This window comes from Corallococcus terminator (genome assembly GCF_003611635.1).
GTDB classification, from domain to species: Bacteria; Myxococcota; Myxococcia; order Myxococcales; family Myxococcaceae; genus Corallococcus; species Corallococcus terminator.
Window position 1 is genome coordinate 1 of the sequence record NZ_RAVZ01000122.1, and the last position, 25,752, is coordinate 25,752.

The 25,752-nt window shown below is 68.1% G+C and carries 22 protein-coding genes; 17 read left to right on the top strand and 5 right to left on the bottom strand.

Annotation, left to right across the window (positions count from 1 at the left end; all coding sequences use genetic code 11):
* The first annotated feature begins 21 nt into the window (after positions 1–21).
* Positions 22–963: a DUF808 domain-containing protein gene (locus tag D7V88_RS18715; protein ID WP_120542013.1), complete on the top strand. Its 942-nt coding sequence runs from the start codon at positions 22–24 to the stop codon at positions 961–963.
* Between the two features lie 143 nt (positions 964–1,106).
* The gene (locus D7V88_RS18720; protein ID WP_167509858.1) at positions 1,107–2,039 is read left to right on the top strand and encodes a serine protease; all 933 of its coding nucleotides are present in this window, start codon (positions 1,107–1,109) and stop codon (positions 2,037–2,039) included.
* A gap of 31 nt (positions 2,040–2,070) precedes the next feature.
* Here the strand turns inward: D7V88_RS18720 and D7V88_RS18725 are convergent, their stop codons facing one another.
* A complete protein-coding gene (locus tag D7V88_RS18725; RefSeq protein WP_120542015.1) occupies positions 2,071–3,012 on the bottom strand; it encodes a hypothetical protein in 942 nt (313 codons plus the stop codon).
* Positions 3,013–3,171: 159 nt separating this feature from the next.
* Here D7V88_RS18725 and D7V88_RS18730 point away from each other — a divergent pair, with 159 nt between their 5' ends.
* Positions 3,172–5,124: a DNRLRE domain-containing protein gene (locus D7V88_RS18730; RefSeq protein ID WP_147448777.1), complete on the top strand. Its 1,953-nt coding sequence runs from the start codon at positions 3,172–3,174 to the stop codon at positions 5,122–5,124.
* 88 nt (positions 5,125–5,212) lie between these two features.
* Positions 5,213–6,085 (top strand): class I SAM-dependent methyltransferase, encoded by an 873-nt coding sequence (locus D7V88_RS18735; RefSeq protein WP_120542032.1) that lies wholly within the window; start codon positions 5,213–5,215, stop codon positions 6,083–6,085.
* Between the two features lies 1 nt (position 6,086).
* Here the strand turns inward: D7V88_RS18735 and D7V88_RS18740 are convergent, their stop codons facing one another.
* On the bottom strand, positions 6,087–7,064 hold the full coding sequence (locus D7V88_RS18740; RefSeq protein ID WP_120542017.1) for a hypothetical protein: 978 nt from the start codon (positions 7,062–7,064) through the stop codon (positions 6,087–6,089).
* Positions 7,065–7,348: 284 nt separating this feature from the next.
* Here D7V88_RS18740 and D7V88_RS18745 point away from each other — a divergent pair, with 284 nt between their 5' ends.
* The 7 genes from D7V88_RS18745 to D7V88_RS45180 all read left to right on the top strand — a co-directional run bounded on the left by D7V88_RS18745 (position 7,349) and on the right by D7V88_RS45180 (position 15,654).
* Entirely contained in the window at positions 7,349–9,022 is a 1,674-nt protein-coding gene (locus D7V88_RS18745; protein ID WP_120542018.1) for an ELWxxDGT repeat protein, read from the top strand.
* A gap of 145 nt (positions 9,023–9,167) precedes the next feature.
* A complete protein-coding gene (locus D7V88_RS18750) occupies positions 9,168–10,676 on the top strand; it encodes an aldehyde dehydrogenase family protein (protein ID WP_120542019.1) in 1,509 nt (502 codons plus the stop codon).
* Positions 10,677–10,945: 269 nt separating this feature from the next.
* Positions 10,946–11,836, top strand: coding sequence for an endonuclease/exonuclease/phosphatase family protein (locus tag D7V88_RS18755; protein ID WP_120542020.1), 891 nt, complete (start codon positions 10,946–10,948; stop codon positions 11,834–11,836).
* A 128-nt stretch (positions 11,837–11,964) separates the two neighbouring features.
* Positions 11,965–12,504, top strand: a complete 540-nt coding sequence (locus D7V88_RS18760; RefSeq protein WP_244238237.1) for a hypothetical protein — start codon at positions 11,965–11,967, stop codon at positions 12,502–12,504.
* Between the two features lie 39 nt (positions 12,505–12,543).
* Positions 12,544–13,167, top strand: coding sequence for a hypothetical protein (locus D7V88_RS18765; RefSeq protein ID WP_120542022.1), 624 nt, complete (start codon positions 12,544–12,546; stop codon positions 13,165–13,167).
* A 90-nt stretch (positions 13,168–13,257) separates the two neighbouring features.
* Positions 13,258–14,139, top strand: coding sequence for an ADP-ribosylglycohydrolase family protein (locus D7V88_RS18770; protein WP_208726362.1), 882 nt, complete (start codon positions 13,258–13,260; stop codon positions 14,137–14,139).
* A gap of 153 nt (positions 14,140–14,292) precedes the next feature.
* A complete protein-coding gene (locus tag D7V88_RS45180) occupies positions 14,293–15,654 on the top strand; it encodes a M57 family metalloprotease (protein WP_120542024.1) in 1,362 nt (453 codons plus the stop codon).
* Between the two features lie 98 nt (positions 15,655–15,752).
* Here D7V88_RS45180 and D7V88_RS18780 read toward each other — a convergent pair whose 3' ends face one another.
* Positions 15,753–16,490, bottom strand: a complete 738-nt coding sequence (locus tag D7V88_RS18780) for a class I SAM-dependent methyltransferase (protein ID WP_120542025.1) — start codon at positions 16,488–16,490, stop codon at positions 15,753–15,755.
* Positions 16,491–16,740: 250 nt separating this feature from the next.
* Between D7V88_RS18780 and D7V88_RS18785 the strand changes: the two genes are divergently transcribed.
* Entirely contained in the window at positions 16,741–17,193 is a 453-nt protein-coding gene (locus D7V88_RS18785; protein WP_120542026.1) for a hypothetical protein, read from the top strand.
* 54 nt (positions 17,194–17,247) lie between these two features.
* Here the strand turns inward: D7V88_RS18785 and D7V88_RS18790 are convergent, their stop codons facing one another.
* On the bottom strand, positions 17,248–18,540 hold the full coding sequence (locus D7V88_RS18790; RefSeq protein WP_120542027.1) for an MFS transporter: 1,293 nt from the start codon (positions 18,538–18,540) through the stop codon (positions 17,248–17,250).
* Between the two features lie 189 nt (positions 18,541–18,729).
* On the opposite strand from D7V88_RS18790, the gene D7V88_RS18795 reads away from it, so the two are divergent.
* The 5 genes from D7V88_RS18795 to D7V88_RS18815 all read left to right on the top strand — a co-directional run bounded on the left by D7V88_RS18795 (position 18,730) and on the right by D7V88_RS18815 (position 25,414).
* Complete coding sequence (locus D7V88_RS18795; protein ID WP_120542028.1) at positions 18,730–19,626, top strand: LysR family transcriptional regulator; 897 nt, start codon at positions 18,730–18,732, stop codon at positions 19,624–19,626.
* Positions 19,627–19,882: 256 nt separating this feature from the next.
* A complete protein-coding gene (locus D7V88_RS18800) occupies positions 19,883–21,619 on the top strand; it encodes a serine hydrolase domain-containing protein (protein WP_120542029.1) in 1,737 nt (578 codons plus the stop codon).
* 121 nt (positions 21,620–21,740) lie between these two features.
* Positions 21,741–22,985 (top strand): hypothetical protein, encoded by a 1,245-nt coding sequence (locus tag D7V88_RS44470; RefSeq protein WP_244238238.1) that lies wholly within the window; start codon positions 21,741–21,743, stop codon positions 22,983–22,985.
* A 195-nt stretch (positions 22,986–23,180) separates the two neighbouring features.
* The gene (locus tag D7V88_RS18810) at positions 23,181–24,002 is read left to right on the top strand and encodes a TIGR02452 family protein (RefSeq protein ID WP_120542030.1); all 822 of its coding nucleotides are present in this window, start codon (positions 23,181–23,183) and stop codon (positions 24,000–24,002) included.
* Between the two features lie 149 nt (positions 24,003–24,151).
* On the top strand, positions 24,152–25,414 hold the full coding sequence (locus D7V88_RS18815) for a hypothetical protein (RefSeq protein WP_147448778.1): 1,263 nt from the start codon (positions 24,152–24,154) through the stop codon (positions 25,412–25,414).
* Here the strand turns inward: D7V88_RS18815 and D7V88_RS43075 are convergent.
* Positions 25,389–25,562, bottom strand: a complete 174-nt coding sequence (locus D7V88_RS43075) for a hypothetical protein (RefSeq protein WP_158625109.1) — start codon at positions 25,560–25,562, stop codon at positions 25,389–25,391. The two genes, D7V88_RS18815 and D7V88_RS43075, sit on opposite strands and share 26 nt — an antisense overlap.
* Positions 25,563–25,752: the final 190 nt, after the last annotated feature.

The window sequence follows — 25,752 nt, forward strand, 5'->3', positions numbered from 1 at the left end:
CCCCCAGCCCGGACGACTTCCATGGCAGGCAGCAGCCTGATTGCGCTCCTCGACGACATCGCGACCATCCTGGATGACGTCTCCATCCTGACGAAGGTGGCGGCGAAGAAGACGGCGGGCGTGCTCGGAGACGACCTGGCGCTCAACGCCCAGCAGGTGACGGGCGTGAAGGCGGACCGCGAGCTGCCGGTGGTGTGGGCCGTGGCGAAGGGTTCGCTGGTCAACAAGGCCATCCTGGTGCCGGCGGCGCTGGCCATCAGCGCGCTGGCGCCCTGGCTGGTGACCCCGCTGCTGATGGTGGGCGGCGCCTTCCTCTGCTTCGAGGGCTTCGAGAAGATCGCGCACAAGTTCCTGCACAGCAAAGAGGAGGACGACGCGCACCGCACCGAGCTGCGCGAGGCGCTGGTGAATCCGAGCGTGGACCTGGTGGCGCTGGAGAAGGACAAGATCAAGGGCGCGGTGCGCACCGACTTCATCCTGTCCGCGGAGATCATCGCCATCACGCTGGGCACCGTGGCGACGGCGGCCTTCGCCACCCGCGTCTCGGTGCTGGTGGGCATCGCCCTCATCATGACCGTGGGCGTGTACGGGCTCGTGGCGGGCATCGTGAAGCTGGACGACGCGGGGCTCTATCTCAGCCGCCAGTCCGGAGGCTTCCAGCGCGGCCTGGGCGCGGGCATCCTGCGCGGGGCGCCGTGGCTGATGAAGTTCCTCTCCGTGGCGGGGACGGCGGCCATGTTCCTGGTGGGCGGCGGCATCCTCGTGCACGGCATCTCCACCCTGCACCACGCGGAGGAGTCTCTCACCGCCTGGGCCAGGGGCGTGCCGGGCGTGGGCAGCATCCTGGGCGGGCTCGCCCCCATGCTGCTCAATGCCGCGGTGGGGCTGGGCACAGGCGCCGTGCTGGTGCTGCTCCTCACCCTGGGGCAGAAGGTCATGAAGGGTCGGGGCGTGAAGAAGTAGCTGCTGACGCGTCCCGAGAACCGGTTGACGCGTCAGCCAGCCCGCTTCTCCACGCAACGGCGCACGACGTCCCTCGAAGGCGCTCCGCATGCGCGTGGCGTGCGGCTTGCTATCAGCCTCTCCACTTGAAACAGGAGAGGTCGATGCGCTTGGGACGTGCGGTGGTCGTCGCGGTGGGTCTGCTGGGCTGTGGGGGCGCGGAGCTGGACAGCGTCGATGCGCTGGACAGCGTCGGCCAGGAGATCGTGGGAGGCGTCGAAGCGCGTCCAAACTCCCACCCCTGGATCGTCAGCCTGCAAAACGGTGTCAGCCACTTCTGTGGTGGCTCCCTGGTCAGGATTGGCGCCAGGGAGGAGAGCAATATCGTCATCACGGCGGCCCATTGTGTCGCGGATGGCATGCCTGACTGGGTGGTCGCAGGGGCTCATGATCTGAGGCGGCCCACGTCCGGCCAGGTCCGCGTCCGCGTCAAGCGCGCGGTCTTGCATCCGAACTACAACCCGGACACGACGATGAACGATATCGCCGTCCTCCAGCTCCAGAGCCCCATCCCGTTCGGCCCATCCGTCCAGTTCGGCCCATCCGCGGCCGGGGAGGGGGGATGGTGCGGCCAATCCCCCCAGATGCGCCCCAATCTGACACCTCAACTCGCGTCTGGACTCACCATCGGACCTGTTTGCCTTCCAGCCGCGGGTGAGCAGGTTCCAGACAACACGCAGACGACGATCGCGGGGTGGGGCCTGACCAGGGAGGGAGGCTACGACACGTCAGACATCTTGATGCAGGTGGGAGTCCCCACTGTGGGCTCGAACCAACTGGCGAGGGCCTACGCTTCACAAGGTATCCACATCGACCCGAATGCCATGCTCGGGGCTGGGTACTCCCAAGGAGGGAAGGACTCGTGCCAGGGTGACAGTGGAGGGCCGCTGGTCGTCAAGGGGGCTCGCGGCTACACACTCCAGGGAATCACGAGCTTTGGCGTTGGCTGTGCGAGGCCGGGCCTGCCGGGTGTCTACGCCCGGGTCTCCAACTACATCCCGTGGATCAACCAGCAGATCAAAACCTACGGGCAATAGGGCGTTCGCGAGGTTTCGCGGCGTGTCGCCGTCACTGCTTCGGCGCGGGCTTCTGCGCCGAGGTGTTGCGCAGGTCCGCGCGCACCACGGCGTCACCGAAGCGCTCCACGTTGGTCAACCACGCCGCCGCGTTCTTCACATAGCGCGCGGTGCCCGCCGTATCCCACTTGTTGTAGAGGCGCGTGAAGCCGCCGTCGAAGATGGCCCGCTTGCCTCCGTTGTCATAGAAGGCCGCCACCATGTTTCCCGCCGAGCCATGAAGCAGCGGCGTGAGCTGCGGGTTCGGCTGGATGGTGGCGATGGTGATGCCCTCGTAGAGGTACTCCAGGCCCGTGGTGAGCAGGTGCCGGCGCAGCAGCCCCGGACCCGCCCCGTCCTTGCGCAGGCCGACCGTCTGGTCGCCGATGACGTCACCCTGCATGCTCGTGCCCAGCAGCGCCTCGCCCACCACGTTGGCGTCGGCGTAGTAGGGCTCGTTGTCGCCCCAGATGTAGACGCCGTGCCCCGCGTCGAAGAACTCCTTGATGACCTTCACGTGCTCGGGCGTCAGGCGCCGCGTCGAATCGGAGATGATCCACAACTGGCACGCCTTCTGGAGCCCCTTGCGCAGTTCCTGGGGACTTGGCGCGCTGTTGACCCAGCGGTACACGGAAAAGCCCTTCTCCTTCAGCGCGGCCTTCGGCAGCGAGAAGTCGAAGTTCGTCGTGTAGAACTGGAGCACCGCCACCGTCTGACCGTCGAAGGCGCCGTCCACCGCGAGGTCGTTCTGGTTGCCGCCCGCGTTGCCAAAGCCGTCGCGCGCCGCGGGGCGCACCTCCTCGCGCACCTCCTTGGTGCCGTCATCGCGCGTCACCTCCTTTCGAACGCGCTCCACGGGAGCGTTCTCACCCGCCACCTTGTTGTACTGCGCGAGGGCTGGCGTGGAGGACAGGACGAAGGCAATGCAGCAGAACAGCGGGCGGAGGGCACGCACGAGAGAACCTCGACGGGAGGGAAGGACGCTGCACCTTCCACGCACGGCCCCGCGAAAAGTTCTTCCGCCCATGCGCTGCGCGGACGCAACTGGGCGACACCCCGCGCGACAACATCTCCTGCGGAAGGTATTTCTACTTTTCCAGGTATCGGAGTGTGCGTGAGTATCTCCATGTGGCGGCGCTGGCTGGCGCTTGTTCTTGTTCCCTGCACCCTCGTCGCGTGTGGCGGCCCTGAGCTTTCGGACGCGGAGGCTGTCGACACCGTCCATGAGCAGCACGGTGCACTGGCCGCGGACGTGACGGTGTCCTTCCAGCGAGGCGTGTCACCGTCGTCGAGCTACGCGGGCGTCTCCGACACGTGGCTCCAGGAAGGCCTGCCGTCCACCAACGCGGGCGCGGACACGCTGCTGCGCATGGACCGTGACTACCCGTCGTCCAGCGGGCAGAGCGCCAACGCCCTCTTGCGCTTCGACCTGGGCAGCCTCCCTCCGGGCGCGACGGTGCGCTCCGTCAAGCTGACCCTCCAGGTGACGAACCGCACGAGCGGAGAGGGCTTCTTCCTCTACACCGCAGGCCGAGACTGGAACGAGGCGCAGGCCACCTGGGCGCGGGCGAACTCGGCCAGCACCTGGAGCACGCCGGGCGCACGCGGCGCGACGGACCGGGGCGCGAGCGTGCTGGGGACCCTCCTGCCCGCCGCCACCGGCCCCTACACCGTGACGTTGGACGCTGCGGGCATCGCCGCGGTCCAGGCGTGGGTGGACAATCCCGCCACCAACCGAGGCTTCGTGCTGGATGCCAACACGAACATGGACGGGCTGGACCTCGCATCCTCCGAAACCGCCACCGCCTCGCAGCGGCCGCAGTTGACCGTCACCTACACGCCTGGCTTCGTCCACCCGGGGCTCCACGTCTCCAAGGCCCAGCTCGACTTCGTCCGGGCGAAGATCGGGGCCGGTGCGCAGCCGTGGCTCGCCCAGTTCAACAAGGCGGCCGGTGGCGCGTATGCGAACACGGCCTGGACGCCGAAGCCCGTCCAGACCATGCGGTGTGGCAACGGCGGCAGCACGGTGGACATCGGCTGTTACGACTCCCGGAATGACGCCCTGCGCGCCTATACGCTTTCGCTGCTCTGGTACCACACGCGTGAGCAGCGCTACGCGGATGCCGCCATCCGCATCCTCGACGCGTACGCCAACACGCTCCAGACCATCCTCTTCATCCAGGGTGACAACAGCACCTACAACGGCCCGCTCCAGGCGGCCTGGCTCGCGGAGTTGTTCCCTCGCGCGGCGGAGATCATCCGCTACAGCGACGCGGGTTGGACGGAGGAGAAAGCCGTCAGGTTCGGCGACATGCTGAAGCTCGCGGTGCTCCCGCGCATCACCAACGGCTGGCCGGGCGGAGGCTCCAACTGGAACAACTCCATGACGAACGGCGTGATGAACATCGCCGTCTACACGAATGACAAGGTGCTGTTCGACAAGTCGCTCGGCATGTGGCGCCAGCGCGTGCGGGAGACCTACTACCTGACGAGTGACGGCGCGCTGCCCGTGTCGGCGCCGGATCAGCGCAACGCGGACGGAAGCTGGAAGAGTGGAGCGATGCTCAGCGCCTGGCGCGGCCAGACCGAGTTCGGCACGGCGCGCGTCAATGGCATCTCCATGGAAGCGTGCCGGGACTTCGGCCACGCGACGATGTCGATTGCCTCCATCTCCCAGGCGGCGGAGACGGCGCTCCTCCAGGGCGTGGACCTCTACTCCGAACAGGAGACCCGGCTCATCGCGAGCGCGGAGTTCATGGCCCGGTTCCTGGTCCCCCATGCCCCGGACAAGAACGCCCAGCTCACCATCCCGGTCGACTCCTGGCTGTGCGCGCGCCGGAGCGAATACGTGACGAAGAACGGACAGGCCGTGCCGAACAACACCATGGAGATGCAGATCCTCCCGACCTGGGAAATCCTCTTCAACCACTACGTCACGCGCAAGGGTCGCTCCATGCCTTCCACGGGAGCGCTCCTCCCCCGCGTGCGCGCGGGCGGCTCGTTCACGGACCTGCAGATCTCCTGGGAGACCCTCACGCACGCGGGCGTGGGTTCGGTGGGGCTTTAGCCGGAAGGCCGCGAAAGAGTCTGCAATGTGCCAGGCGCCCCGCCGGGAGACTTCACGGCGGGGCTCCTGCGATTCGAGGCGCACGGACATGAGCGACACCTCACGTGAGCAACAAGAGGCATCCCGGGCCCGGATGGTCGAGTTCTGGCGTGAATACGACGCGATGGAGGCGCGGCTCTCGCGCCCCCTGACCGAGCGCATGCTCGACCTGGCCGGTGTCTCGTGGCGAATGCACGTTCTGGATGTCGCCTGTGGCCGAGGCGAGCCCGCCGTGCCAGCGGCCCACCGCGTGGGTCCAGAGGGCCGGGTGCTCGGAATCGACCTGGTGGACGGAGTGCTTGAGCTCGCCCGGCAGCGGGCGCGGCGAGAGGGCCTGGAGAACATCACGTTCCAGGTGGGCGACGCCGAGGCGCTGCAGGTCGAAGCGCGGACGTTCGACGTGGCCACCCTGCGCTGGGGCTTGATGTACATGCGCACGCCCGAGCGGGCCCTCGCGTCCATCCACCGCGCGCTGAAGCCCGGCGGCACGCTCGTCATCGCCTCATGGGCCGAACCGGCGCGGGTTCCCTGGGCATCGCTCGCCCGACGGATCCTCGAGCGCTATCGCGAGGTCCCTCCCCTTCCGCGCGCCGACGAGCCCGGGGTGTTCCGCCACGCGGACCCTGCGGGTTTGGAGACAGCCCTCGCGAGGAACGGCTTCTCGGTGAAGGCTTCCGAGGAGTTGGAGGTCCCCATCGTAGAGGCCCACGATGCGAGCGACGTCGTGACCTGGATCCGGCAACTGGGCGGGCCCGTGGTGAAGCTCGTGGGCGAGTTGCCGGAGCCGCAACAGCGGGCGTGGGAGGCGGAACTCCTCGCCGAACTGGAGAGCCGCCGCACAGGAGACAAAGTCACCCTGGGGGGCGTGACGCGGCTCACCCTGGGAACCGCGCTCGCGGTGGACTCCTGCGAAGTGCGCTGACCTATTCCTCGCGCCTGGCGCGGGTCTTGAGCAGGAGTTCATCCATCACGGATGAGAACTTGCGGGGATCGAAGTCCTTGTCCGGAGAGAGCGCCTGCTCCGCCTCGGAGAACTGCTCGACGAGTTGCCGGAGCGGGTGCTCCATGTACTGCCGATAGGACTCGTACGTCTTCTTGCGCAACGTGTCCTTGTAGGCCCGCGCGTTGTCCCTCCAGACCTCACTCCGGTAGCGGTGGTTCACGCCTTGTTCGAGCATGCCCTGCTCGAACCGTTGCTGGAGCTGCCCGAGGAACGTCAGCAGGAACGCCTTCGCCTCCTGCTCCCGGAGGAAGACCCGCTCCAGGCCGAAGGAATCCATGCCCACGAGGACGTGGTACGTGAGGCCATCCAGCGCCTGCGCCTGATTGCGCTTCGCCTTGCGCCAGTTGACGAGTTCCTCGCCGTAGAACGTGGACTCGAGGTCGTGCGTGCGGAGGAAGACATGCATCGTGTCGCGGCAGCTCGCGGCGACTTCGACATACCGGGCGGAGATGGTGTCCCAGAGCGCGCCTTGCGGTCCCCAGTCGTCGCTGCCCAGCCAGATCTTGAACTGGGGGTTGGTCATCTTGTCCAGGATGCCGCCGTACACGGTGCTCTCCAGCGTGTCGTAGCCCTTGCCACGCACGTACTGGCTGACCTGAAGCCCTCCGGACCAGAGGGCCAGCGGCGTGCCGGAAACCGAGGGCATCATCAGGTCCCGGGCCCTGGTTCCGACCAGCCGGTTCAGTGCGACGAACTCGGGAACGGGCAGGTTCCAGGCGTTGACGGCGATGAACTCGGCCCGTCGCTGGAGCCCCCGGATGATGAGCTCCCACGAGTCCTGGATGAAGGCGGGTTGCAGTCTCGCGTCGCGGCAGCGGCGCTCGTACTCCTTGAAATGAGGGTGGGTGGCGGGGAAGCGCACGATCTCGGCCCAGTTCACGTCGGCGCTCGGTGGCATGGGCGGAGAACCTAGCACTCCAGCGATGCCCCCCAGACGTCCCTGCCTCGCCCGTGAGGTGCGGCGCGCGACGCTGCCGACCGCCAGCCCTATCCACTCGACTGTTGAGCGCCGGGGGCGGGCGGAGGCGTTCGGCTCCAGCCCGCTCCGGCGCCTGCTTGAAGGGGCCCCCTCCGCGTGCGCTGCCTGACGCCGTGCAGGCACTTCGCGCACGGTCGACTTCACACAGAGGCGCGACAGATTAGGCGCCGCTGTGGGTTGGGAAACAACCGAGGGGAGTCGTGATGAAGCGACGAAGCGCCTGGCTGTCATTGACGGGGCTGTGCACGCTGCTGGCCGCCTGTGGCCCGACGGAAACCTGGGAGCAGGAGGGCCCGCACGACGCCTCGGCGGTGGAAGCCGGCTCCACCGACGAGAGGCCGCTGCCCGAGGAGGCGGGGCGGGGGCGGGACTGTGGCTGTCGGTCTCCCACCTTCGTCGCGGACCTCACCCCAGGCTCGCAGGGCTCGGACATCCGGGACTTCAGGGACCTGACCGGGACGCCGCTCGTCAACACCTACAACGGGGAGCTCAATGCCCTGTGGAAGCTGGTGGAGCGCAGGGGCCCGGACTGCGCCAGACCCGCTTGGGACGCCATCCTCCTCAAGGGTGGCCTGGGGGGCCCGCCGTTGCTCTTCGGCTCCGTCGTCATTGGCCGGACCCTGTTCTTCGCCGCCGACGACGGCGTGCACGGCCTGGAGTTGTGGAAGACGGATGGCACGCCCGGAGGCACGGTGCTGGTGAAGGACATCGCTCCGGGCCCCGGAAGCTCCGGGCCGCTGCGGTTCCTCGCGGTGGGGCGGACGCTCTACTTCGTCGCCGACGATGGCGTGCACGGCTACGAGCTGTGGAAGAGCGACGGCACACCCGGCGGCACCCGCCTCGTCGAGGACATCTACCCGGGACCGGACAGCGGGTTCCCGAACTTCCTCGTGCAGGCGGGCGCCAACACCCTGCTCTTCAACGCGGAGGACGGCGTGCACGGGCGCGAGCCGTGGAAGAGCGACGGCACCCGCGCGGGCACCCGGTTGGTGGAGGACCTGGTGTCCGGGCCCCTCGGCTCCGACCCCACGCCCTTCCAACGACTGACAGGCAACCGGTTCCTCTTCGTCGCGGACGTCGAAGGGCACGGCCGCGAGCTGTGCAGGACGGATGGGACCCCTGGAGGCACCGGCATGGTCCGGGACATCAACCCGGGGACGGGCGAGTCGTCCATCCCGACGCTGACCCTCGTGGATGGGCTGGCCTACTTCAGCGCCAACGACGGCCGCCACGGCCAGGAGCTGTGGAAGAGCGATGGGACACCGGCCGGGACGATGCTGGTGGAGGACATCTACCCCGGCCCCAGCAGTTCGGCGCCCATGAGCCTGGTGCGGGTGGGGACCGACCAGGTCTTCTTCAACGCGGAGGACGGCGTGCACGGCCGCGAGCCCTGGCGTTCCGAGGACTCCGCGCGCCACACGTTGCGGCTGGCGGACGTGTGGCCAGGGCCCGAGTCAGGGGGCGAGCGAGGGACGGCGGCGAACGGCAAGGCCTATTTCTTCGGTCAGAACCCCACGTATGGCCATGAATTGTGGGTGACGGACGGCACCCGCACCCGGACCCGGTTGCTGAAGGACATCAACCCGGGACCCGCGAACGCCTTCTCGGGTGACCCCAACGACCCCTATGCCGTGGGGAGCGGGCTCATCTTCGACGCCTTCGAACCCGTCCACGGTGACGAGCTGTGGTGGACCGACGGCTCGACGCGGGGGACGCGCATGGCGGACCTCTACCCGGGGCCCCAGAACTCCAGTCCGTCTGGCTTCACGCGCCTGCGAAGTTGGGTCTTCTTCGCGGCGAACGACGAAGCGCACGGCCGTGAGCCCTGGGCGCTGCCCGTGAAGTGCTTTCCGGAGACGGACGACGACAGGCCTTGAAAGCCACGCACCCTCCCACCGGGCCCTTGTCTGCCTGCCCAGACACATGGCGCGCGCATGACGATATTGCGGTCATGCCGCGGCTCGTCATGAGCTGGGGCTTCAGCGGATTCAGAGTGAATCCGACGCGCGAGGAGGTGCACCCATGCTGAATACCGAACTCGTTGGCGAACCCCTTCCTCATCTTGAAAGCGGTCGCCTGCTGGCGGAGGCCCGGAGGGCCGTCCCGGAAGCCTTCGACGCCCAGGGGCGGTTGCTCTCGCCCATCGCCGGAAGGTGGGCCCGGCCGCCCGCCTGGTTCAACGCCGTCTCGCCCATCGACGGCAGCGTCCTCGCGGAGCTGCCGTTGCTTGGCGCTGGACAGGTCGCCGCGGGCGTCGAGCAGGCAGCGGCGGAGTTCGCGCCCTGGGCGGCCCGTCCGCTCGATGACCGCGCCCAGGCCGTCATGGAGGCGGTGGCACAACTCCAGACGCACCGCGACCTGCTCGTTCGGCTCCTGGCGTGGGACATTGGCAAGACATTGCCCACGGCCGCCAACGACGTGGACCGGTGTCTCGCGGGCATCGTCTGGTACCTGGGGCAGATGGGAACGATGGTCGACGGCCGCAAGCCGCTCGGCCTCGTGTCGAACATCGCCTCCTGGAACTATCCCTTCTCCGTGCTGCTGCTCAACGTGCTCGTCCAGACGCTCGCGGGCAACTCGGTCATCGCGAAGATTCCGACCCAGGGTGGCGGTGTCTCCCTCACCCTCGCCTTCGCCCTGCTGCGCCGCGCGGGCCTGCCTGTCTCGCTCGTCGGTGGGCGCGGCCGGGACCTCTCCGAGGCGCTCGTCGGTCACCCTCGCATCGCGGGCGTCGCCTTCATCGGCGGTCGCGCCAACGGCGCGGAGGTCCACCGCCGCCTGCGCGATTCGGACAAGCGCTACGCACTGGAGATGGAGGGCGTGAACGCCTACGCCATCACGCACTTCACGGACTGGGACGCGCTCGAAAGACAGATTCGGGCGGGCTTCGACTTCGGCAAGCAACGCTGCACCGCCTACACGCGCTGGGTCGTCGAGAAGTCGCTCGTCCCGAAGTTCGTCAGGACCTATATCGACGCCGTCTCGACGTTGCGCGTCGGCAATCCGGTCCTGGGCGCTCCCGTGGACTTCGGGCCGCTCATCGCCCCCAGCAAGGCCGAGGAGCTCCGCGCCCTCATCGAGGAAGCGCGGGAGCTGGGCACGGCGGTGCTGTATCAGGGTGAGCTCGCGGAGGATGCCTTCACCGCGCGGCAGGAGCGGGGCGCGTATCTGCCGCCCACCCTGCTCTTCGGCATCCCGCGAGACAGTGAGCTCTACCTGCGCGAGCCCTTCGGCCCCGTCGACGTCCTGGTGTCGGTGGACTCCGAGGAGGAGCTGGTGCGGGAGGCCAACGTCTCCAACGGCGCGCTCGTGGCGTCGGTGGCGACGGACGACCCGGAGCTTGCCCAGCGCATCGCCGCGCGACTCCACGCCTTCAAGGTCGGCATCAACGCGCTGCGCTCGCGCGGCGACCGGGAGGAAGCCTTCGGCGGCAAGGGGGGTTCGTGGGCGGGCGCCTTCGTTGGCGGAACGCATCTGGTGCGTGCCTTCACCGACGGCCCCCATCCCATGGAAGGCAACTGGCCGGACTGATTCAACCCTCGGGTCCCCAGGAGACGCCAGCCCTGGGGGCCCGAGGTGGGCTTGGAGCCAATCGAGGCGTGCGCTCCTTCATCGCCCCTGCTCCCTCTTGAGGGAGCGGCGCATCGCTCGGTGCCGGGGTGGAATCATCGTCCCCCCGCACCGTTCTTGTGTGCGATGAATAAGTCATTGCAACGCAAGCAAGCACGCCGGGTCATGCAGTGAGTGGCGCTTCCCTACGACAGGCTTTTCAGCGAAGGCAGGCGTCCAAGCAAGAGGCAATGCCTGGAGTTGAGCCGGCGGCGCGGACGGGCGCTCACAGGAAGCACCTTCCCCGCAAGGGACCGCTCGTCGCGCTGCCGTGCACCCTCCTCCTGCTCACGCTCCTGACCGGGTGCCCGCTCGCGGAGAACTACGCCGATGAGGGTGGACCGCGATACAGCGGCGACCATCGGGCTCCAGGTGCCACCTCCGCGACGGTCCCCTCCTCGCTCACCGTCGTGACGTTCAACCTCGCCTTCGCCGAGAACGTCACCGAGGCAATCACCGCCCTCACGAGACCTCCGCTCGCGGACGCGGACGTCATCGTGATGCAGGAGATGGACGCGCCTGCCGTGGAGAGGATCGCCAGCGAGCTTGGGCTGACCTACGTCTACTACCCCGCCTCCGTGCAGGTGGATGGCGGTGACTTCGGCAATGCGGTGTTGAGCCGGTGGCCCATCACCGCGGACTGGAAGCTCGGCCTTCCCCATGACGACCCGTACCGCAAGCAGCACCGCATCGCCGTCGGCGCGACGGTGGACGTCGGAGGAACCCCCGTCCAGGTGGTCTCCGTGCACAACGCGACCCCCATCGTCGGGCTCGGCGGACGGCTCGATCAGGCGGAGACGATCATCAACGCGGTCGACGGAAGGGAGCCGTTGCAGGTCATCGCTGGCGACTTCAACACCTCCGACCCGGGCAGCCTCGACCAGACCGTGAAGCTGTTCTCGGAGCGGGGTTACCAATGGTCCTCGGAAGGCGTGGGGGACACCGTGGACTCCGTGATTGGCGGCCTGCCGCTCGACTCTGTCTTCACCCGTGGGCTCACTCCGGTGGAGCGCGGCGTGGACAGGCGTCCCGCCGGGAGCGACCACCATCCCGTCTGGGTCCGCTTCGCGTGGCCGCAATGACGCCGCGGCACGCACCGCGGGCCCTGTGGGTTCTGGGGCTGCTCCTCTTGGCGCCCGGCTGTCTGAGTGGAGCGCGGAACCTGGGCGCGGCGACGACCCCCGTGGGGACGACCGAGGTCGGCGTCTCCATGAATGCGATTGCCTTCGAGCGCGGCCGGGAGCGGGCGTATCTGCCCAATCCCGAGCTCACGTTCCGCAAGGGAGCCGGCGACAACTGGGATTGGGGCGGACGGCTCACGCTCCTGGGCCTCGAACTCGGGACCCGGCATCGGCTTGTCGAGCGCTCCCCCTGGACGTTCTCGGTCGCCCCGAGCGCGGGTGTCTGGTTCGTGCCCGTCACCAACAACACCACGGAGCCCGTCAATCTTCGCCTCGGAGCACAGGCGCTGCTCGACTACCGGATCAACCCCACGTGGACCCTCACTGGAGGAGCCTCGCTGATGGGGACCTTCGCGGGACCGCTCACCGTCTTTCAAGGCAGGTTCAACGGCTCGCACCTGCTGGCCTCACCGGGCGCGTCGCTGGGCGTTGCATACCGTCTGAATCCGTCCCTCGAACTGCGAGCAGAGGGCGGCCTGGAGCTTCCGCTCGACCTGAGAGAAGGCCGCCGTCAGCCCACCGGCCATCTCGGGCTGTCGCTCCGGTGGGGACGCGCCAGCCGTCGATGACGAAAGCGGTCCCCGCGCCCCTCGTACTACGATGAACGGATGCGGAGCGAAAGCACCACGGCATGGCTGGTGTCCTTCATCCTGGCGTGCTGGCTTACCGTGTCCGCCCTGGGCGGCGTCGGGTTGGTCGCGCTGGGACTGCTCTACCTGCTGACAGTGGAGCCGGGGCACTTCCCAGGAGATCCCCCCGCAGCGGACATGATCGTGGAGTTGGCGATCGTCTTCTGGCTGTTCACCCTCCTGGGGCTCTGCGGAGCATTCGCCTGGTCCCGCTTCGGTCAGCAGGACAAGGTCGTGCGGGTGGGCAGCAAGACGGTTGCCGTGCTGCTGATGCTGTCCGTCTTGTCACTGACGCCGGTGCTGGCCCAGGTCGGAAGGCGCCACTTCGGCGAATGGGGCCAGTTGAAGGCGCTGCTCCGACAGGGCGAGGCCAAGGTCCTCGAACGGGTTCAGCGCGAAGGCGGGGTGCTGTCTCACGAAGAGGTGGTCGTGGCGCGCGACGGGTTCAAGGCCAACCCCGTGTATTTCCAGTTCAAAGACATGCCTCGCCCCGTGCAGGTTCGGGTGATGAGCTCCCTGCCGCCCTACGTGGGCGTGGATTTTGGCGATGGGAACAACGCCAGGTTCGACCCGGACACGATGCTCTGCACGTTCTCTGACTGAGATAGGGATGACAGGGTGCGCCAGCGTTGGCGTACTTGGAGGCATGGCATGAGCAATCCCCCACCGAAACCAATGGATGCCACGGCACGGATGGCTCGCGCCCTCCTCTCGCTGGACGGCGTGTCCGTCGGGGATGCCTTCGGCGAGCGCTTCTTCGGCCCCCACGAACTCGTGCAGCCCTGGGTGGAGCAGCGCGTCGTGCCCCGCGCACCGTGGGCGTACACCGACGACACGGAGATGGCGCTGTCCGTCGTCCAGGTGTTGGAAGACCACGGCCATGTCGACCAGGACGTGCTCGCGAGCCACTTCGCGAAGCGCTACCGCCGCGACAAGAACCGTGGCTATGGCGGCACCGCGCACGACATCCTGTGGAAGCTGGGGCTCGGGCTGCCCTGGCGTGAGGTGTCCGCGGAGGTCTTCGAAGGCCAGGGCTCCATGGGCAACGGCGCAGCCATGCGCGTCGCACCCCTGGGGGCATACTTCGCGGGCGACCTGACCCGGGTGGTGTCGGAGGCGCGCGCGTCGGCGGAGGTGACGCACCTGCACCCGGAGGGACAGGCGGGAGCCATCGCCATCGCGGTCGCCGCCGCGTGGGCCTGCCAGTGGCCGGAAGCCCGTGGCTCCGCGATGGAGCTCTTCGACACGGTGCTGGACTGCACGCCCGCCGGAGCCACACGTCAGGGGTTGGAAAAGGCCCGAGCCTGGCCGCTGGACACCAACCCCTCCTCGGCGGCGCGCACGCTGGGCAGCGGCCAGAAGGTCCTCTCCGAGGACACCGTGCCCTTCGCCGTGTGGTGCGCGGCAAGGCACCTGGACTCCTTCGAGGAGGCCCTCTGGTGCACGGTGGCCGGCTTCGGTGACCGGGACACCACCTGCGCCATCGTGGGGGGAATCGTCGCCATGAGCGCGGGGCGCGCTTCCCTGCCCGCGCCATGGCTTGCCGCTCGGGAGCCCCTGCGCCGTCGGGTGTGACGCGGCGGCCCATCCTGAGATTGTCATCTAAACAATTCTTCCTGGCTTTGCTGATTCTGGCCTGGGGATTGTCAATGTATAGGTGCGTGCGGTCGCGGCTGGAATCCCAGACGGCAGCGGTCACGCCCTTACATCCCCCGAAAAGGAAGCCCAATGCGTAAGCTTTCAATGGCGTTGTTGGTCGGTGCCACCCTCGTCGGTTGCGGAGGCGACCCGGACGCAGAGAACCAGGAGATCGTCTCCAATCTCATCCAGGCCGGGTTTCCAACCAATGACATCATGGTCTCCGACGGTGCCGTGTACGTGGGCCGTGACGCTCACGTGACCCTGGAGGCGTCCCGCGAGATGCTCCAGGCCCCCGAGGAGAGCGCGGAGCAGTACCGCACGACCAACCTCGTCGGCTCGGGCGTGACGAAGATCTGCATCAACCCCACCACCGATTTCAACAGCTATCCCAACCTGAGCCAGGGGCTCGACCAGGCCATCGCCAACTACAATGAGCGGGGTCTCCGGTTCACCTTCGCGCGCGGCCCGGCCGCCGACTGCACCGCGACCATCACCGCGCAGACCACGGGCGGCACCGGCGGGCAGGCGGGCTTTCCGTCGGGCGGCCTGCCCTACGGGAACTTCTTCATCGGCACCGGCCTGAACAGCTACAGCGTGGATGTGAACGAGCACGTCATCACCCACGAGGTGGGCCACGCGATCGGCTTCCGCCACTCGGACTACTACAATCGCAGCATCAGCTGCGGCGCCGGCGGCGACGAGGGAGATGCTGGCGTGGGCGCCATCCTCATCCCCGGGACGCCGAGCACGGCGACCTTCGGCGGGTCGATCATGAACTCCTGCTTCAGCGCGAACGAGACTGGCGAGTGGACCAGCTCCGACATCACCGCGCTGGACTTCCTCTACCCCGGCGCGGCGGTCGCCAACTGCTCCAGCTACAGCTTCACGTCCTACCGCGGGCAGAACGGGCAGCAGATCCGGTGTAACTGCTCGGCGGTGAGCGGCGGGTCTGTGTGGGGGACGGACCTCTACACCGACGACTCGAATGTCTGCGTCGCCGCGGTGCATGCCGGTGCGATTGCCTCCACCGGCGGAACGGTGCTCGTCACCATCCAGCCGGGACAGGGCAGCTACACGGGCACGACCCGCAATGGCATCACCACGTCTTCCTACGGCGCCTGGGCGGGCAGCTTCTCCATCACCGGCCTGACGCCCGCTCCGACCAACTGCTCGAGCTACAACTTCACGTCCTACCGCGGGCAGAACGGAACGCAGGTCCGGTGCGGCTGCCCGGCGGTGACCACGGGGTCCGTGTGGGGGACGGACCTCTACACCGATGACTCGAATGTCTGCGTCGCCGCGGTGCATGCCGGTGTGATTCCCGCGACGGGCGGAACGGTGCGCGTCACCATCCAGCCGGGGCAGAGCAGCTACACGGGCACGACCCGCAACGGCATCACCACGTCTTCCTACGGCGCCTGGTCGGGGAGCTTCACCCTCAGCCAGTAGTCGTCACGTTGGCACGAGGTCCGGTCGGTGAAGGCGCCACCGGGTCCTCGTCATCCACAGGGCCCTCCGGGGGAGCAACTCCCGGGGGGCCGTGCGGCTCACCGCTCGCAGCGCAGCGCTACCGCGTGCGGGTTGTCGAGGTAGTCCTGCCAGAACGCCTGGCCGAACCGGGAGAGGCCTTCGGGGGAGCACTCGGGCTGCATCCAGGCCAGATTGCGGAAGCCCGCTTCGCGCAGCGCCTGCTCGTGGGTGGCCCGGCTCCAGTAGGTGAAGTGGATGGTGAAGGGGCTCTTCGTATGCAGCTCCGCGGAGATGGCCTGCGCCTCCCGAGGGGCCTCCGGGAAGTCCAGCATCGTGATGCCATAGCGGGTGCTGTTGGGACCCTTCGCGCTGAACCCGGGGTTGAACGCATAGGTGACGAAGTGGCCCCCCGGCTTCAGGTGGGAGTGGATGTTCCGGCACATCCGCAGCAGGTGTTCGGGCGAGTGCGCGTAGTGCAGGAGATAGACGGCCGTCACGCAATCAAAGACACCCAGCGGGGCCATGTCCGCCACGTCCGCCACGTGGTACTCGATGCCCAGCGGCTGGTCCGCTTCGTATCGCCGGGCGCCGCCAATCATCTCCTCCGAGATGTCCACGCCGACCACCCGGTTCGCGCCTCGCGCCTTGAGTTGCCGCGTGTACAGCCCGTCGCCACACGCCAGGTCCAGGACGGTGCGCTGCTCCACGGAGCCGAGCGCTTTGAAGAAGGTATGGCCCTCGATGTACTCCGAGCGCACGGGCAGGACGTCCCAGTCCGCGACCCGCGCTCCAATCTGGTCATACTGCGCCGACATTTCGCACGACCTTTCCAGGCGATGACAGGCAGGCCCGGGCATCGTGTCACCCCTGGTGACTGGGAACATCAGCCCGTGACGGGAGTCACCAGGACAGCCCCTGTCGGCGGGAGCGGGGCCATCCGCATTCCAAACAAGATCAACGACTTGTGAGCACCCCGCCAGGGCCAGGGTGTTGGCACGTCCGCTGCTAAGGGAGTCCTCATCGCTGAACGCAACACTCCCTCCCTTTCCGAAAAAGAGCCCCGCCATGAGCATCTCCTCCGTTCGCAGCAGCCCCGCCTCGATGAGCCGCACGCCCGCCATGGAGTCCCCTGCCCTGCGCTCGCCCAGCCTCCCGGGCGCCGTGGATGCCTCGGCCTCCGGGACGAAGGCGAGCGCCAAGGGCTCTCCCCTGATGGACGCGCTGAAGATGGACGGCTTCGACGCCGGTGGCGCGGGCAAGGCGGAGTCGCTGGGCAAGCTGCTGGAGAGCGCCCTCTCGGTGCTGAGCGGCATCACCCAACTGCTGCAGACCGTCGCGCAGGGCGTGCAGGGAGCGACGGGGGCCCAGGGCGCTTCGGGCGGCTCGCCCTTCTCCGACAGCTTCCAGGGGGCGGCGGAGAAGTCGCCCGTGTCGCTCGACGCCACCTCGGCGTCGCAGGAGACGAACCCGCTGCAGGGCATGATGGCCAGCATGAGCCAGGCCCCGAGCCTGGAGTAGCCAGACACAAGCCGCTCCGGGTCACCACCGTGCGGAGAATCCCACGGTGGTGGCTCAGCGGGCCGTGCGTGCTCCCGGAAACAGGCGGACCCCCAGGGCCGCCAGCGCGGAGACGGTCGCCAGCAGCGTCACCGCCACCCAGCCCCACCGGGCCAGCACGAAGCTGCCGGTCGCCGCGCCCACCGACATCCCGATGAACATGCCGACGAACAGCACCGCGTTGAGGCGGCTGCGTGCGGCGGGGTCGATGCCGAAGACAATCGTCTGATGTGCCACGAGCATGATCTGCGCACCCAGGTCGAAGCCAATCGCGCTGGCGGCAATCAGCCACAGCCGGTGGTTCGGTTCGAGCCAGGGCACCGCGAACATCGTGGCGAATGAGAAGGCAGCCAGCGCGCCGCCCAGGCGGGTGACCACTTCCGGGCCGAAGCGATCCGCGACACGGCCCGCGATGGGCGCGCCCAATGCCCCCGCCGCGCCCGCCAGACCGAAGGCACCGGCGGCCGCGCTCCCCAGATGGAACGGCGCGCCGTGCAGCATCACGGCGAGCGTGGACCAGAACGCGCTGAAGCCAACCGACACCAGTCCCTGCGACAGCGCCGCGCGGCGCAGCGCCCCGTGCTTGCGCCACAGGCTGGCGAGCGACCCCATCAAGGCACCGTAAGAGAGCGTGTTGGTCGGACTGAAGCGGGGCAGGCCGCGCCAGGCCGCCACACCGACCAGGGCCACGCTGGCGGCGGCGACCATGTACATGGCCCGCCAACCGAAGTGTTCGGCGACCACCCCGCTGATGACGCGGGACAAGAGGATGCCGAGCAGCAGGCCCGTCATCACCGTCCCCACCACCTTGCCGCGCTCATGCTCGGGGGCCAGGGTCGCGGCGGCCGGCACGATGTCCTGCGCCAGGGTCGCCGTCAGGCCGACGGCGAAGCTCATTACCAAGAGCAGGCTGATGCCCGGGGCGATGCCTCCCAGCAGCAGCGCCACGCTCAGCAGGGCGGCCTTGAGGAGGATGATGCGGCGCCGGTCGAAGCGGTCACCAAGAGGCGTCAGCAGCAGGATGCCCAGCGCGTAGCCCAACTGGGTGAGCGTGGGCACGAGACCCACCGCGGTGTCGGAGGCGCCGATGCTGGCCCCCATCACACCCAGCATCGGCTGGCTGTAATAGATGGACGCCACCGACAGTCCGGCGCCCGAGGCCAGCAGCAGGCGCAGGCCGCTCGACATGGGCTCGCCGCCGACGTGGCTGGCGGTCGCGGACCGGGACGGAGGGGCCTTGGCGACAGAGAGCGTCGCAAGCGACGGGCGGCCTCCTGTGGCTCCATGTACGGCACGAATGAAGGACATGTGATTCTCCCTGGCGCTGCGAGTCGAACCAACAGTGCGCCAGAGGAGAAGGAGACGGTAGTAGCGTGCTCCGCACAGCGGTTATACGTCCCACGTATGCCTAGACCCTCCAAGCCGGCCCGGCCGCGTGTCTCCCCGAAGCGGACTGCTCCACCTGCCGCGCCGGCCACCGCCGACCGGCTGGAGCTGATGCAGACCTTCATCCGCATCGTCGACGCGGGGAGCCTGTCCTCCGCCGCCGCGCAACTGGGCACCACGCAGCCGACGGTGAGCCGCCGACTCCAGGCGCTGGAGCGCTCCCTGGGGCTGCGGCTGCTCCAGCGCTCCACGCACGCGATGAAGCTCACCGAGGACGGAGCGCGCTGCTACGAACGGGCGAAGGAGTTGCTGGCCAGTTGGAACCTGCTCGAAGCCGACCTGCGTGGCGCGAGCGACGAACCGGAGGGCACGCTGCGCGTCGTGGTGCCTCATGCGTTCGGGCAACAGTTGCTGGTGGAGCCGCTGACGGAGTACCTGCATCGCCACGCGCGGGTCTCCGTCGAATGGCTGTTGCACGACCGGGCGGTGGACTTCGTCGCGGACGGTATCGACTGCGCGATCCACCTGGGCGAAGTGCATGACCCCAGCGTGGTGGCGATCCGCGTGGCCGAGGTCCCGCGCATCGTCGTCGCCGCGCCGTCGGTGCTGGCGGGCGTCCCCAGGCCGACCCATCCCGACGAGCTCGCACGGCTGCCCTGGCTGTCCCTGCGCGCGTTCTACCGCAACGAGATATCGCTGACCCACGTGGAGACCGGCGAGGTGCGGCCCATCGTCTTCCAGCCGCGCGTGAGCACGGACAGCCTCTACGCCATCCGCAGCGCCGCGGTGAAGGGCCTGGGCGTCTGCGTGGCCTCGGCCTGGGTGCTCCAGGAGGACCTCGCGCGGGGCCGGCTCCTGCACCTGGTTCCGGATTGGCGCGCCGCGCCCCTGCCCATGTATCTGCTCTATCCTCATGCGCGGTTCCATCCCGCGAGGCTGCGCAGGTTCGTGGAGTTGATGCGGGAGACGATCCCCGCGGCCCTGTCGGTGGCGACACGCGGAGGCTGAGCCGCCGCTCACGCAGGGACGTGTCTTGGAGGCCCCAGGGCAGGGAACCCACCGTGGTGCTCGCGGGCGGCAGCCAGGCCGCGAAGCCTTCGCAGCCACCGCGAGAAGTTCCAGCCCTCGCGCTGACAGGCGGCCCGTTCGCCGCACGCGGGTGCCCGTTCACCGCAGGCCCGGACCCACCGGCTGAACACGCCCCCTGGGTGGTGCCCGCGCGGGCAGGGTGCGTCCCACAATCCCTTTGCCCGGAAAGCACCCAATGCCCCGCAGGTCACTCGTGTCGTCGTTCCTGTTCCTGGGGCTCACGTGCGCCCCCATCACCGCGCTGGCCTCGCGGCCCGAGGTCATCCGAGCGCAGGCATCGGACACCCTGCTCAAGGGCCGCCATCAGCAGGTGGACGCCCTCTTCGCGCCCTGGAGCGGCAAGAGCACGCCCGGCTGCGCGGTGGGGATCTCACGCAACGGCGCGCTGGACTACGCGCACGGCTACGGCATGTCGAACCTGGAGGACGACGTCCCCATCACGCCGCAGTCGGTCTTCCTCATCGCCTCCATCTCCAAGCAGTTCACCGCATTCGCCATCGGATTGCTGGCGCAGGAGGGCAAGTTGTCGCTGGACGACGACGTCCGCAAGCACCTGCCGGAGCTGCCCGACCTGGGCAAGAGCATTACCCTCGCGCACCTCATCCACCACACCAACGGCCTGCGCGAACAGGGCCAGTTGCTGAACCTGGCGGGCTGGCGCGGCGACGACCTGTACACCGAAGCAGACATCCTCTGGGCCTTGGGCCGGCAGCGCCGTTTGAACTTCGAGCCGGGCTCGGAGGTCGTGTATGGCAATGCCGCGTACACGTTGCTGGGAGTCATCGTGCGGCGCGTCTCCGGCAAGTCGCTGCGGGCGTTCGCCGACGAGCGCATCTTCCAGCCGCTCGGAATGAGCGACACCCGCTTCCGCGACGACCACACCGAAATCGTGCCCCGGCGCGCATCGGCCTACAGCCCCCGCGATGGCGGTGGCTGGCGGATCAGCGTCCCCCATGCCGACTACTACGGCTCCACCGGCATCTTCACCACCGTCGGCGACCTGCTGAAGTGGGAGCAGAACCTGCTCGATGCGAGAGTCGGCGGGCAGGCGCTGATGGCGTGGATGCAGACCTCCGGCAGATTGAACGACGGCACCGCCACGGGCTATGGCGGGGGTCTGCGGCTGACGGGCTATCGCGGCCTGCGCATGGTGAGCCACGACGGCATGGACGGCGGCTACCGCACGGAGGCCCTCCTCTTTCCGGACCAGCGGCTGGCCATCGTCGCGTTGTGCAACGGCGCCACCCTCTTGCCCTCGGAGCTCACGCGGAAGGTGGCCGAGGTGTATCTGGGCGACCGCATGAAGAACGTGATGCCGCCCGCCGTGAAGCTTTCAGACGCGGAGCTGTCGGCGCGGGCCGGCAACTACTGGAGTCCCTTGACGGATGAAGTGGTGCGGCTGGAGTTCAAGGACGGGGAACTGCGTCAGGTCGACATGCCCACGGCCTTCGTGCCCATGGGCCAGGGCGCGTTCCGGCCCGGCGAGTCGATGCACGTGTGGCGCTTCTCCGCGCCGACCGCCGGGGCCTCGCACGGGTTGAGCATCCAGGATTCCTGGCCGACGACGAGGGACTTCATCCGGGTGACCGCGCCCTTGCCCGCGAGTCCGGCGTTGGCATTCTTCGAAGGGCGCTACCACAGCGACGAGGTGGACATGACGTACACGGTGCGCGTCGCGGACGGCAAGCTGGTGATGCGCTGGCCACGCCGGGACGAGGTCGTCCTGGAAGCGGTCGGCGGGGACCGCTTCGTGGGCTCGCTCGGCACGGTCACGTTCACGCGGGCGGCCTCCGGTGGAGTCGACGGGTTGACGATCAGCAGTCGTCGCCTGCGCCGGCTGCGCGCGGAGAGGCTCGGCGCCACGGAGGCGTCGAAAGCGGCTTCAGCCATGAATCCACCGACGTCCCGTTGAGCCAGACGTGCCGGCGACTCCGAGGACACGAGCGAAGCCGTCGCGGAAACAACGGAGGTTCACCTGCGGACGCGGGCAACCTGACGCCCCCTGGCGTCCCGAAAATAAGGTAGGGGGTCCTATGATCTCCATCCGTGATACTGCTCTCTGCTGCATCGTCGTGCTCGGCCTGGTCACTGCTTGCGACGGCGACTCCCCTCCCCCCAGCGACAAGCCCGACGCGTCCGTGCCCTTGAAGTGCGACGAGGTTGGCTTCGCGCTGTGCGGCGACACCTGCGTGAACACCACGAACGACCCGGCTCACTGCGGGGGATGTGGCAACGCCTGTGCGACCAGCGAGGCCTGTCAGGGTGCCGCCTGCGTCGCGATCTGTCGGATCGGCGACCAGCAGATCTCCGACGGGGCGGTGAACGCGGCGAACGCGTGTGAACAGTGCGTGCCGGCGATGTCCTCGACCACGTGGACGCAGCGCGCGGACGGGACGTCGTGCAACGACGGGCAGTTCTGCTCGGCCGGCGTGTGCAGCCCGAAGTGCTTCATCCATGGCGCGCTCTACGACGCGGGGGCGCCGAACCCGGCGAACCCCTGCGAGGCGTGCGTGCCGACGACGTCGACGACGACGTGGACGCAACGCGCGGACGGAGCATCGTGCAGCGACGGACAGGTCTGCTCGGCCAACGTGTGCAGCCCGAAGTGCTTCATCGACGGCGCGCTCCACGACGCGGGCACGCCGAACCCAGCGAACGCCTGCGAGACGTGCGTGCCGGCGACCTCGACGACGACCTGGACCGCGCGCGCGAGCGTTCCGCTGCTGGTCGGCGGCACCGACATCGCGGAGCAAGGCTGGGCGACGGTCGTTCAGACGCCGAACACGCTCACGTACGGCGCGGACCACGTTCGCCTCGCGACGTCGACGAACCCCGGTGGGCGGACGAGCGGGCAGTTGCTCATCACGCGGGCGAACGCGTTCGACGCGACGAAGCCGTTCAAGCTCCAGGTGACGATGCAGGTCGAAGCGGTGAACAACCACAACCAGCTCGACAGCGGCGCGGGCATCCTGGGGAGCTTCACGCCGCCGTTCGGCAACTCCACGGATCGTTCGCAGATGATCTACCTCGACAACGCGGCGATCGGCTGGTCGGACGACACGCAGTCCTCGGCGTTCCCGACGACCGACGGCGCGTACCATGTCTACGAGCTCGCGGTGGATGCGGCGAAGGTGGCGACGGTGAGCATCGACGGCGTCGCGAAGCTCACGCGAAACAACTTCACGGCGACCGGCACCATCGCCATCGGAGACCAGACCAACGACCCGAACGTCGACGGAACGGTGCGAATCAAGTCCGTCGAGCGGATCTGCCCCTGAGCCTCCAGCCGGGCGCCCATTCGGGACGTCCGGCGGTCCCTCCCCCCCTCCAGAACGGCCACCACAAGACGCTGGAGGTGGGGCGAATCATCCCGGTGACACCGGCCGCATGTCAGGCCCGCCTGCCAGTCTTCGTGTGATAATAACACGAAGCCTCCCGGATGGGTCCCGGGAGCAGCCAGCCGGGAGAAGGACATGTCGCTGAAGGGAGTCGCACAGGAGACGGTGGGAATCGTGGAGCGGGGCGAGTACGTGGCGCCGTCCGGGCGGCACGTCCTGTTCCGGGAGTCGGTGGAGCGCGCCCTGCGCGGGACGGTGCTCTACCGGCCCGGTGACTTCGCGCGGCTGCCCCGGCCCGAGCCTCGCGTGGGGGGCGCCGCGCTTCGCATCGAAGTCACCTCCGAGAAGACGGGCGCCGCGTCGCGCCGGTGGGTGGAGGAGGAGGGGGTGACGGGCGTCGTCGCGCTCAACTTCGCGTCCGCGAAGAATCCGGGCGGCGGCTTCCTGGGAGGAGCCAAAGCGCAGGAGGAGGACCTGGCGCGCTGCTCGGCGCTCTACCCGTGCCTGCTCACGCAGCGCGAGTACTACGACGCCAACCGGGCAGAGTCCTCGCCGCTGTACACGGACCACCTCATCCATTCACCGGAGGTGCCCTTCTTCCGCGACGAGGGGCTCACGCTGCTGGAGAAGCCCTTCTGCGTGTCCCTCCTCACCGCGCCCGCGCCCAACGCGGGCTCGGCCGAGCGGAATGCACCGCACCTGCTGCCCCACATGCGCGAGGCGCTGCACGCGCGGGCCCTCAAGGTGCTCCAGGTGGCGGCGCACCACGGGCACCGCTCGCTGGTGCTGGGTGCGTGGGGCTGCGGCGCCTTCCGCAACAATCCGCACGACGCGGCGGACGCCTTCGCGCGAGCCCTGGACGCGTTCCCCGGCGTCTTCGAGCGGGTGGTGTTCGCGGTGTGGGAGCGGGGCGGGGACGGGCCCAACCTGCGGGCCTTTCGCGAGCGGTTCACCTGACGCGAAGCGGATTCAACTCGGCTTGATTCGCGAGATCACCTTCGGCCTCAAGCGACATCAGGAGGGACTCGCTGCCCCTTCAAACAATGCCTCACTTCAACCCGGAATTCCTGCTGAGCCGCGCGACACCGCTGATAGCGTCCATCGCCATGGCCTATTACATCTGCTTCCGGTGCATGAAGAAGTTCGAGGACTCACGCGAGGAGGAGTTCGCGTGCCCATTCTGCCACTGTGCGGTGTTGCCCTACGAAGGTCCAACCCCGGCGATTGTCTCTCACAACCCGCTCCTGCTCCTTCGTGCCAACCGCCTCTACAGGAACCACTCGAAACTCTATGAGGCGATGAACGGTCCGGGCGGCAGGGACCTCATCGCGTGCCGCGCGGAGCTGGGCAACCTCCTCGATAAAGCCTTCGCCGAGCCGAAGCAGGTCTCCGAAAATTGGCCACATCTCGAGAGGACCATCGTGAAATGGTTCATGGCCTACAAGGAATGGGAGAGCAAAGATACCTTTCAGTGTGCGTTCGCCGAATCTCGGATGACCCTGCGCTGGCTGAAGACGAACCATCCCCTGAAAATGATCTACAATCGCGTCGAGGCTTCCGAGGGCCTGATGGGGCCAACGAAACATTGGCCTTTTCAGCAGACAATCGGGTTCTACTGGTTGCCGTTGCGGGCGCAGCCGGAGAACTTCGATCCTGTGAGTCGCAAGCTGCAACTGGGGCTGCACGACCTGAGCGGGTGCCTGCTCGATCCACGGCACCCTCTATCGAGTCAAACCTTCAACCACCCCGCTGTCGGCGACAAATATGCGTTCATGCCGCTGTCCGATCCCGGCGACCAACTGGTCTGCTACAGGCTGAGAAGCCTGACAATACACCCTCAATTCCACCAAAAAGCCCTGCACCAGTTGGTGCGCCACATCCGGGCCAGGATGACCCGGATCAGGCTCGCGAGGGACTACGACATTGGCACCCACCTGGTCGCGTATGAGCCAGACAATCCATCCGACCCCAGATTCAAGTATGAGCCAGTGGCATCCCTGAAACAGAGGGCTGTCAACCAGCAGGCCCAGCCCGAGGTCCCTCTCACGCCAGAGCTCCATGCTCATTTGAAGACCAACGCGCTGCACTTCAAGAGCATCCTGGCCGGGAACAGTGAGGCCGCCGCTGCCCCTGCGGTCCGTCCCCCAGTGGGCCCCCGCCAAGGGAATGGGCCACCTCCACCTCCCGCGTCCAAGCCCGTCATCAACAAGAATGAGATCACGGTGGCATACAGGGAGCATGCATCAGGCCTTTTCCCCATCATCACGAAATGGAACGGGCGCCAATTCGCCGTGTGTACCATCACGGATGATGGCGCCGCCCTCCTGCCGACGACTCACTCCATCAGCGATAGAGGCGCGTACACCTGATCGCGGGGAGCAGCGCCCCGGCGGCCGGCACCTGGTACGTGTCCGTGCGCGGCGACTCGACGTCCTCCGGCCTGAGCGTGAACACCACGGTGCCGCAGTCGCCGGCTGAAGCCAGCCTGATGCTCGCGAAGCCCTTTTCCTTCGTCATGGAGGGAGGGGGGCTTTCGCGTTCCAGCCCCCGGGTGGGTCGGGAGTGCTACACCCGTCCTTCATGGCCCGGCCCCCTCCCAGAGCCTCGCGCTGTCCCTACTGCAATGCGCCCTTCGCGCCCCGGCCCGTGCAGACGCACTACACCTGCGGCTACTGCGGCGAGGAGTTCGACCTGGGGGGCCCGGGGC

Excerpts from the sequence above, each read along its gene's own strand:
- D7V88_RS18715 (WP_120542013.1), top strand. The coding sequence starts at position 22 with ATGGCAGGCAGCAGCCTGATTGCGCTCCTCGACGACATCGCGACCATC.
- D7V88_RS18720 (WP_167509858.1), top strand. The coding sequence starts at position 1,107 with ATGCGCTTGGGACGTGCGGTGGTCGTCGCGGTGGGTCTGCTGGGCTGT.
- D7V88_RS18735 (WP_120542032.1), top strand. The coding sequence starts at position 5,213 with ATGAGCGACACCTCACGTGAGCAACAAGAGGCATCCCGGGCCCGGATG.
- D7V88_RS18740 (WP_120542017.1), bottom strand. The coding sequence starts at position 7,064 with ATGCCACCGAGCGCCGACGTGAACTGGGCCGAGATCGTGCGCTTCCCC.
- D7V88_RS18745 (WP_120542018.1), top strand. The coding sequence starts at position 7,349 with ATGAAGCGACGAAGCGCCTGGCTGTCATTGACGGGGCTGTGCACGCTG.
- D7V88_RS18750 (WP_120542019.1), top strand. The coding sequence starts at position 9,168 with ATGCTGAATACCGAACTCGTTGGCGAACCCCTTCCTCATCTTGAAAGC.
- D7V88_RS18755 (WP_120542020.1), top strand. The coding sequence starts at position 10,946 with ATGCCTGGAGTTGAGCCGGCGGCGCGGACGGGCGCTCACAGGAAGCAC.
- D7V88_RS18760 (WP_244238237.1), top strand. The coding sequence starts at position 11,965 with ATGAATGCGATTGCCTTCGAGCGCGGCCGGGAGCGGGCGTATCTGCCC.
- D7V88_RS18765 (WP_120542022.1), top strand. The coding sequence starts at position 12,544 with ATGCGGAGCGAAAGCACCACGGCATGGCTGGTGTCCTTCATCCTGGCG.
- D7V88_RS18770 (WP_208726362.1), top strand. The coding sequence starts at position 13,258 with ATGGCTCGCGCCCTCCTCTCGCTGGACGGCGTGTCCGTCGGGGATGCC.
- D7V88_RS45180 (WP_120542024.1), top strand. The coding sequence starts at position 14,293 with ATGCGTAAGCTTTCAATGGCGTTGTTGGTCGGTGCCACCCTCGTCGGT.
- D7V88_RS18780 (WP_120542025.1), bottom strand. The coding sequence starts at position 16,490 with ATGTCGGCGCAGTATGACCAGATTGGAGCGCGGGTCGCGGACTGGGAC.
- D7V88_RS18785 (WP_120542026.1), top strand. The coding sequence starts at position 16,741 with ATGAGCATCTCCTCCGTTCGCAGCAGCCCCGCCTCGATGAGCCGCACG.
- D7V88_RS18790 (WP_120542027.1), bottom strand. The coding sequence starts at position 18,540 with ATGTCCTTCATTCGTGCCGTACATGGAGCCACAGGAGGCCGCCCGTCG.
- D7V88_RS18795 (WP_120542028.1), top strand. The coding sequence starts at position 18,730 with ATGCAGACCTTCATCCGCATCGTCGACGCGGGGAGCCTGTCCTCCGCC.
- D7V88_RS18800 (WP_120542029.1), top strand. The coding sequence starts at position 19,883 with ATGCCCCGCAGGTCACTCGTGTCGTCGTTCCTGTTCCTGGGGCTCACG.
- D7V88_RS44470 (WP_244238238.1), top strand. The coding sequence starts at position 21,741 with ATGATCTCCATCCGTGATACTGCTCTCTGCTGCATCGTCGTGCTCGGC.
- D7V88_RS18810 (WP_120542030.1), top strand. The coding sequence starts at position 23,181 with ATGTCGCTGAAGGGAGTCGCACAGGAGACGGTGGGAATCGTGGAGCGG.
- D7V88_RS18815 (WP_147448778.1), top strand. The coding sequence starts at position 24,152 with ATGGCCTATTACATCTGCTTCCGGTGCATGAAGAAGTTCGAGGACTCA.
- D7V88_RS43075 (WP_158625109.1), bottom strand. The coding sequence starts at position 25,562 with ATGACGAAGGAAAAGGGCTTCGCGAGCATCAGGCTGGCTTCAGCCGGC.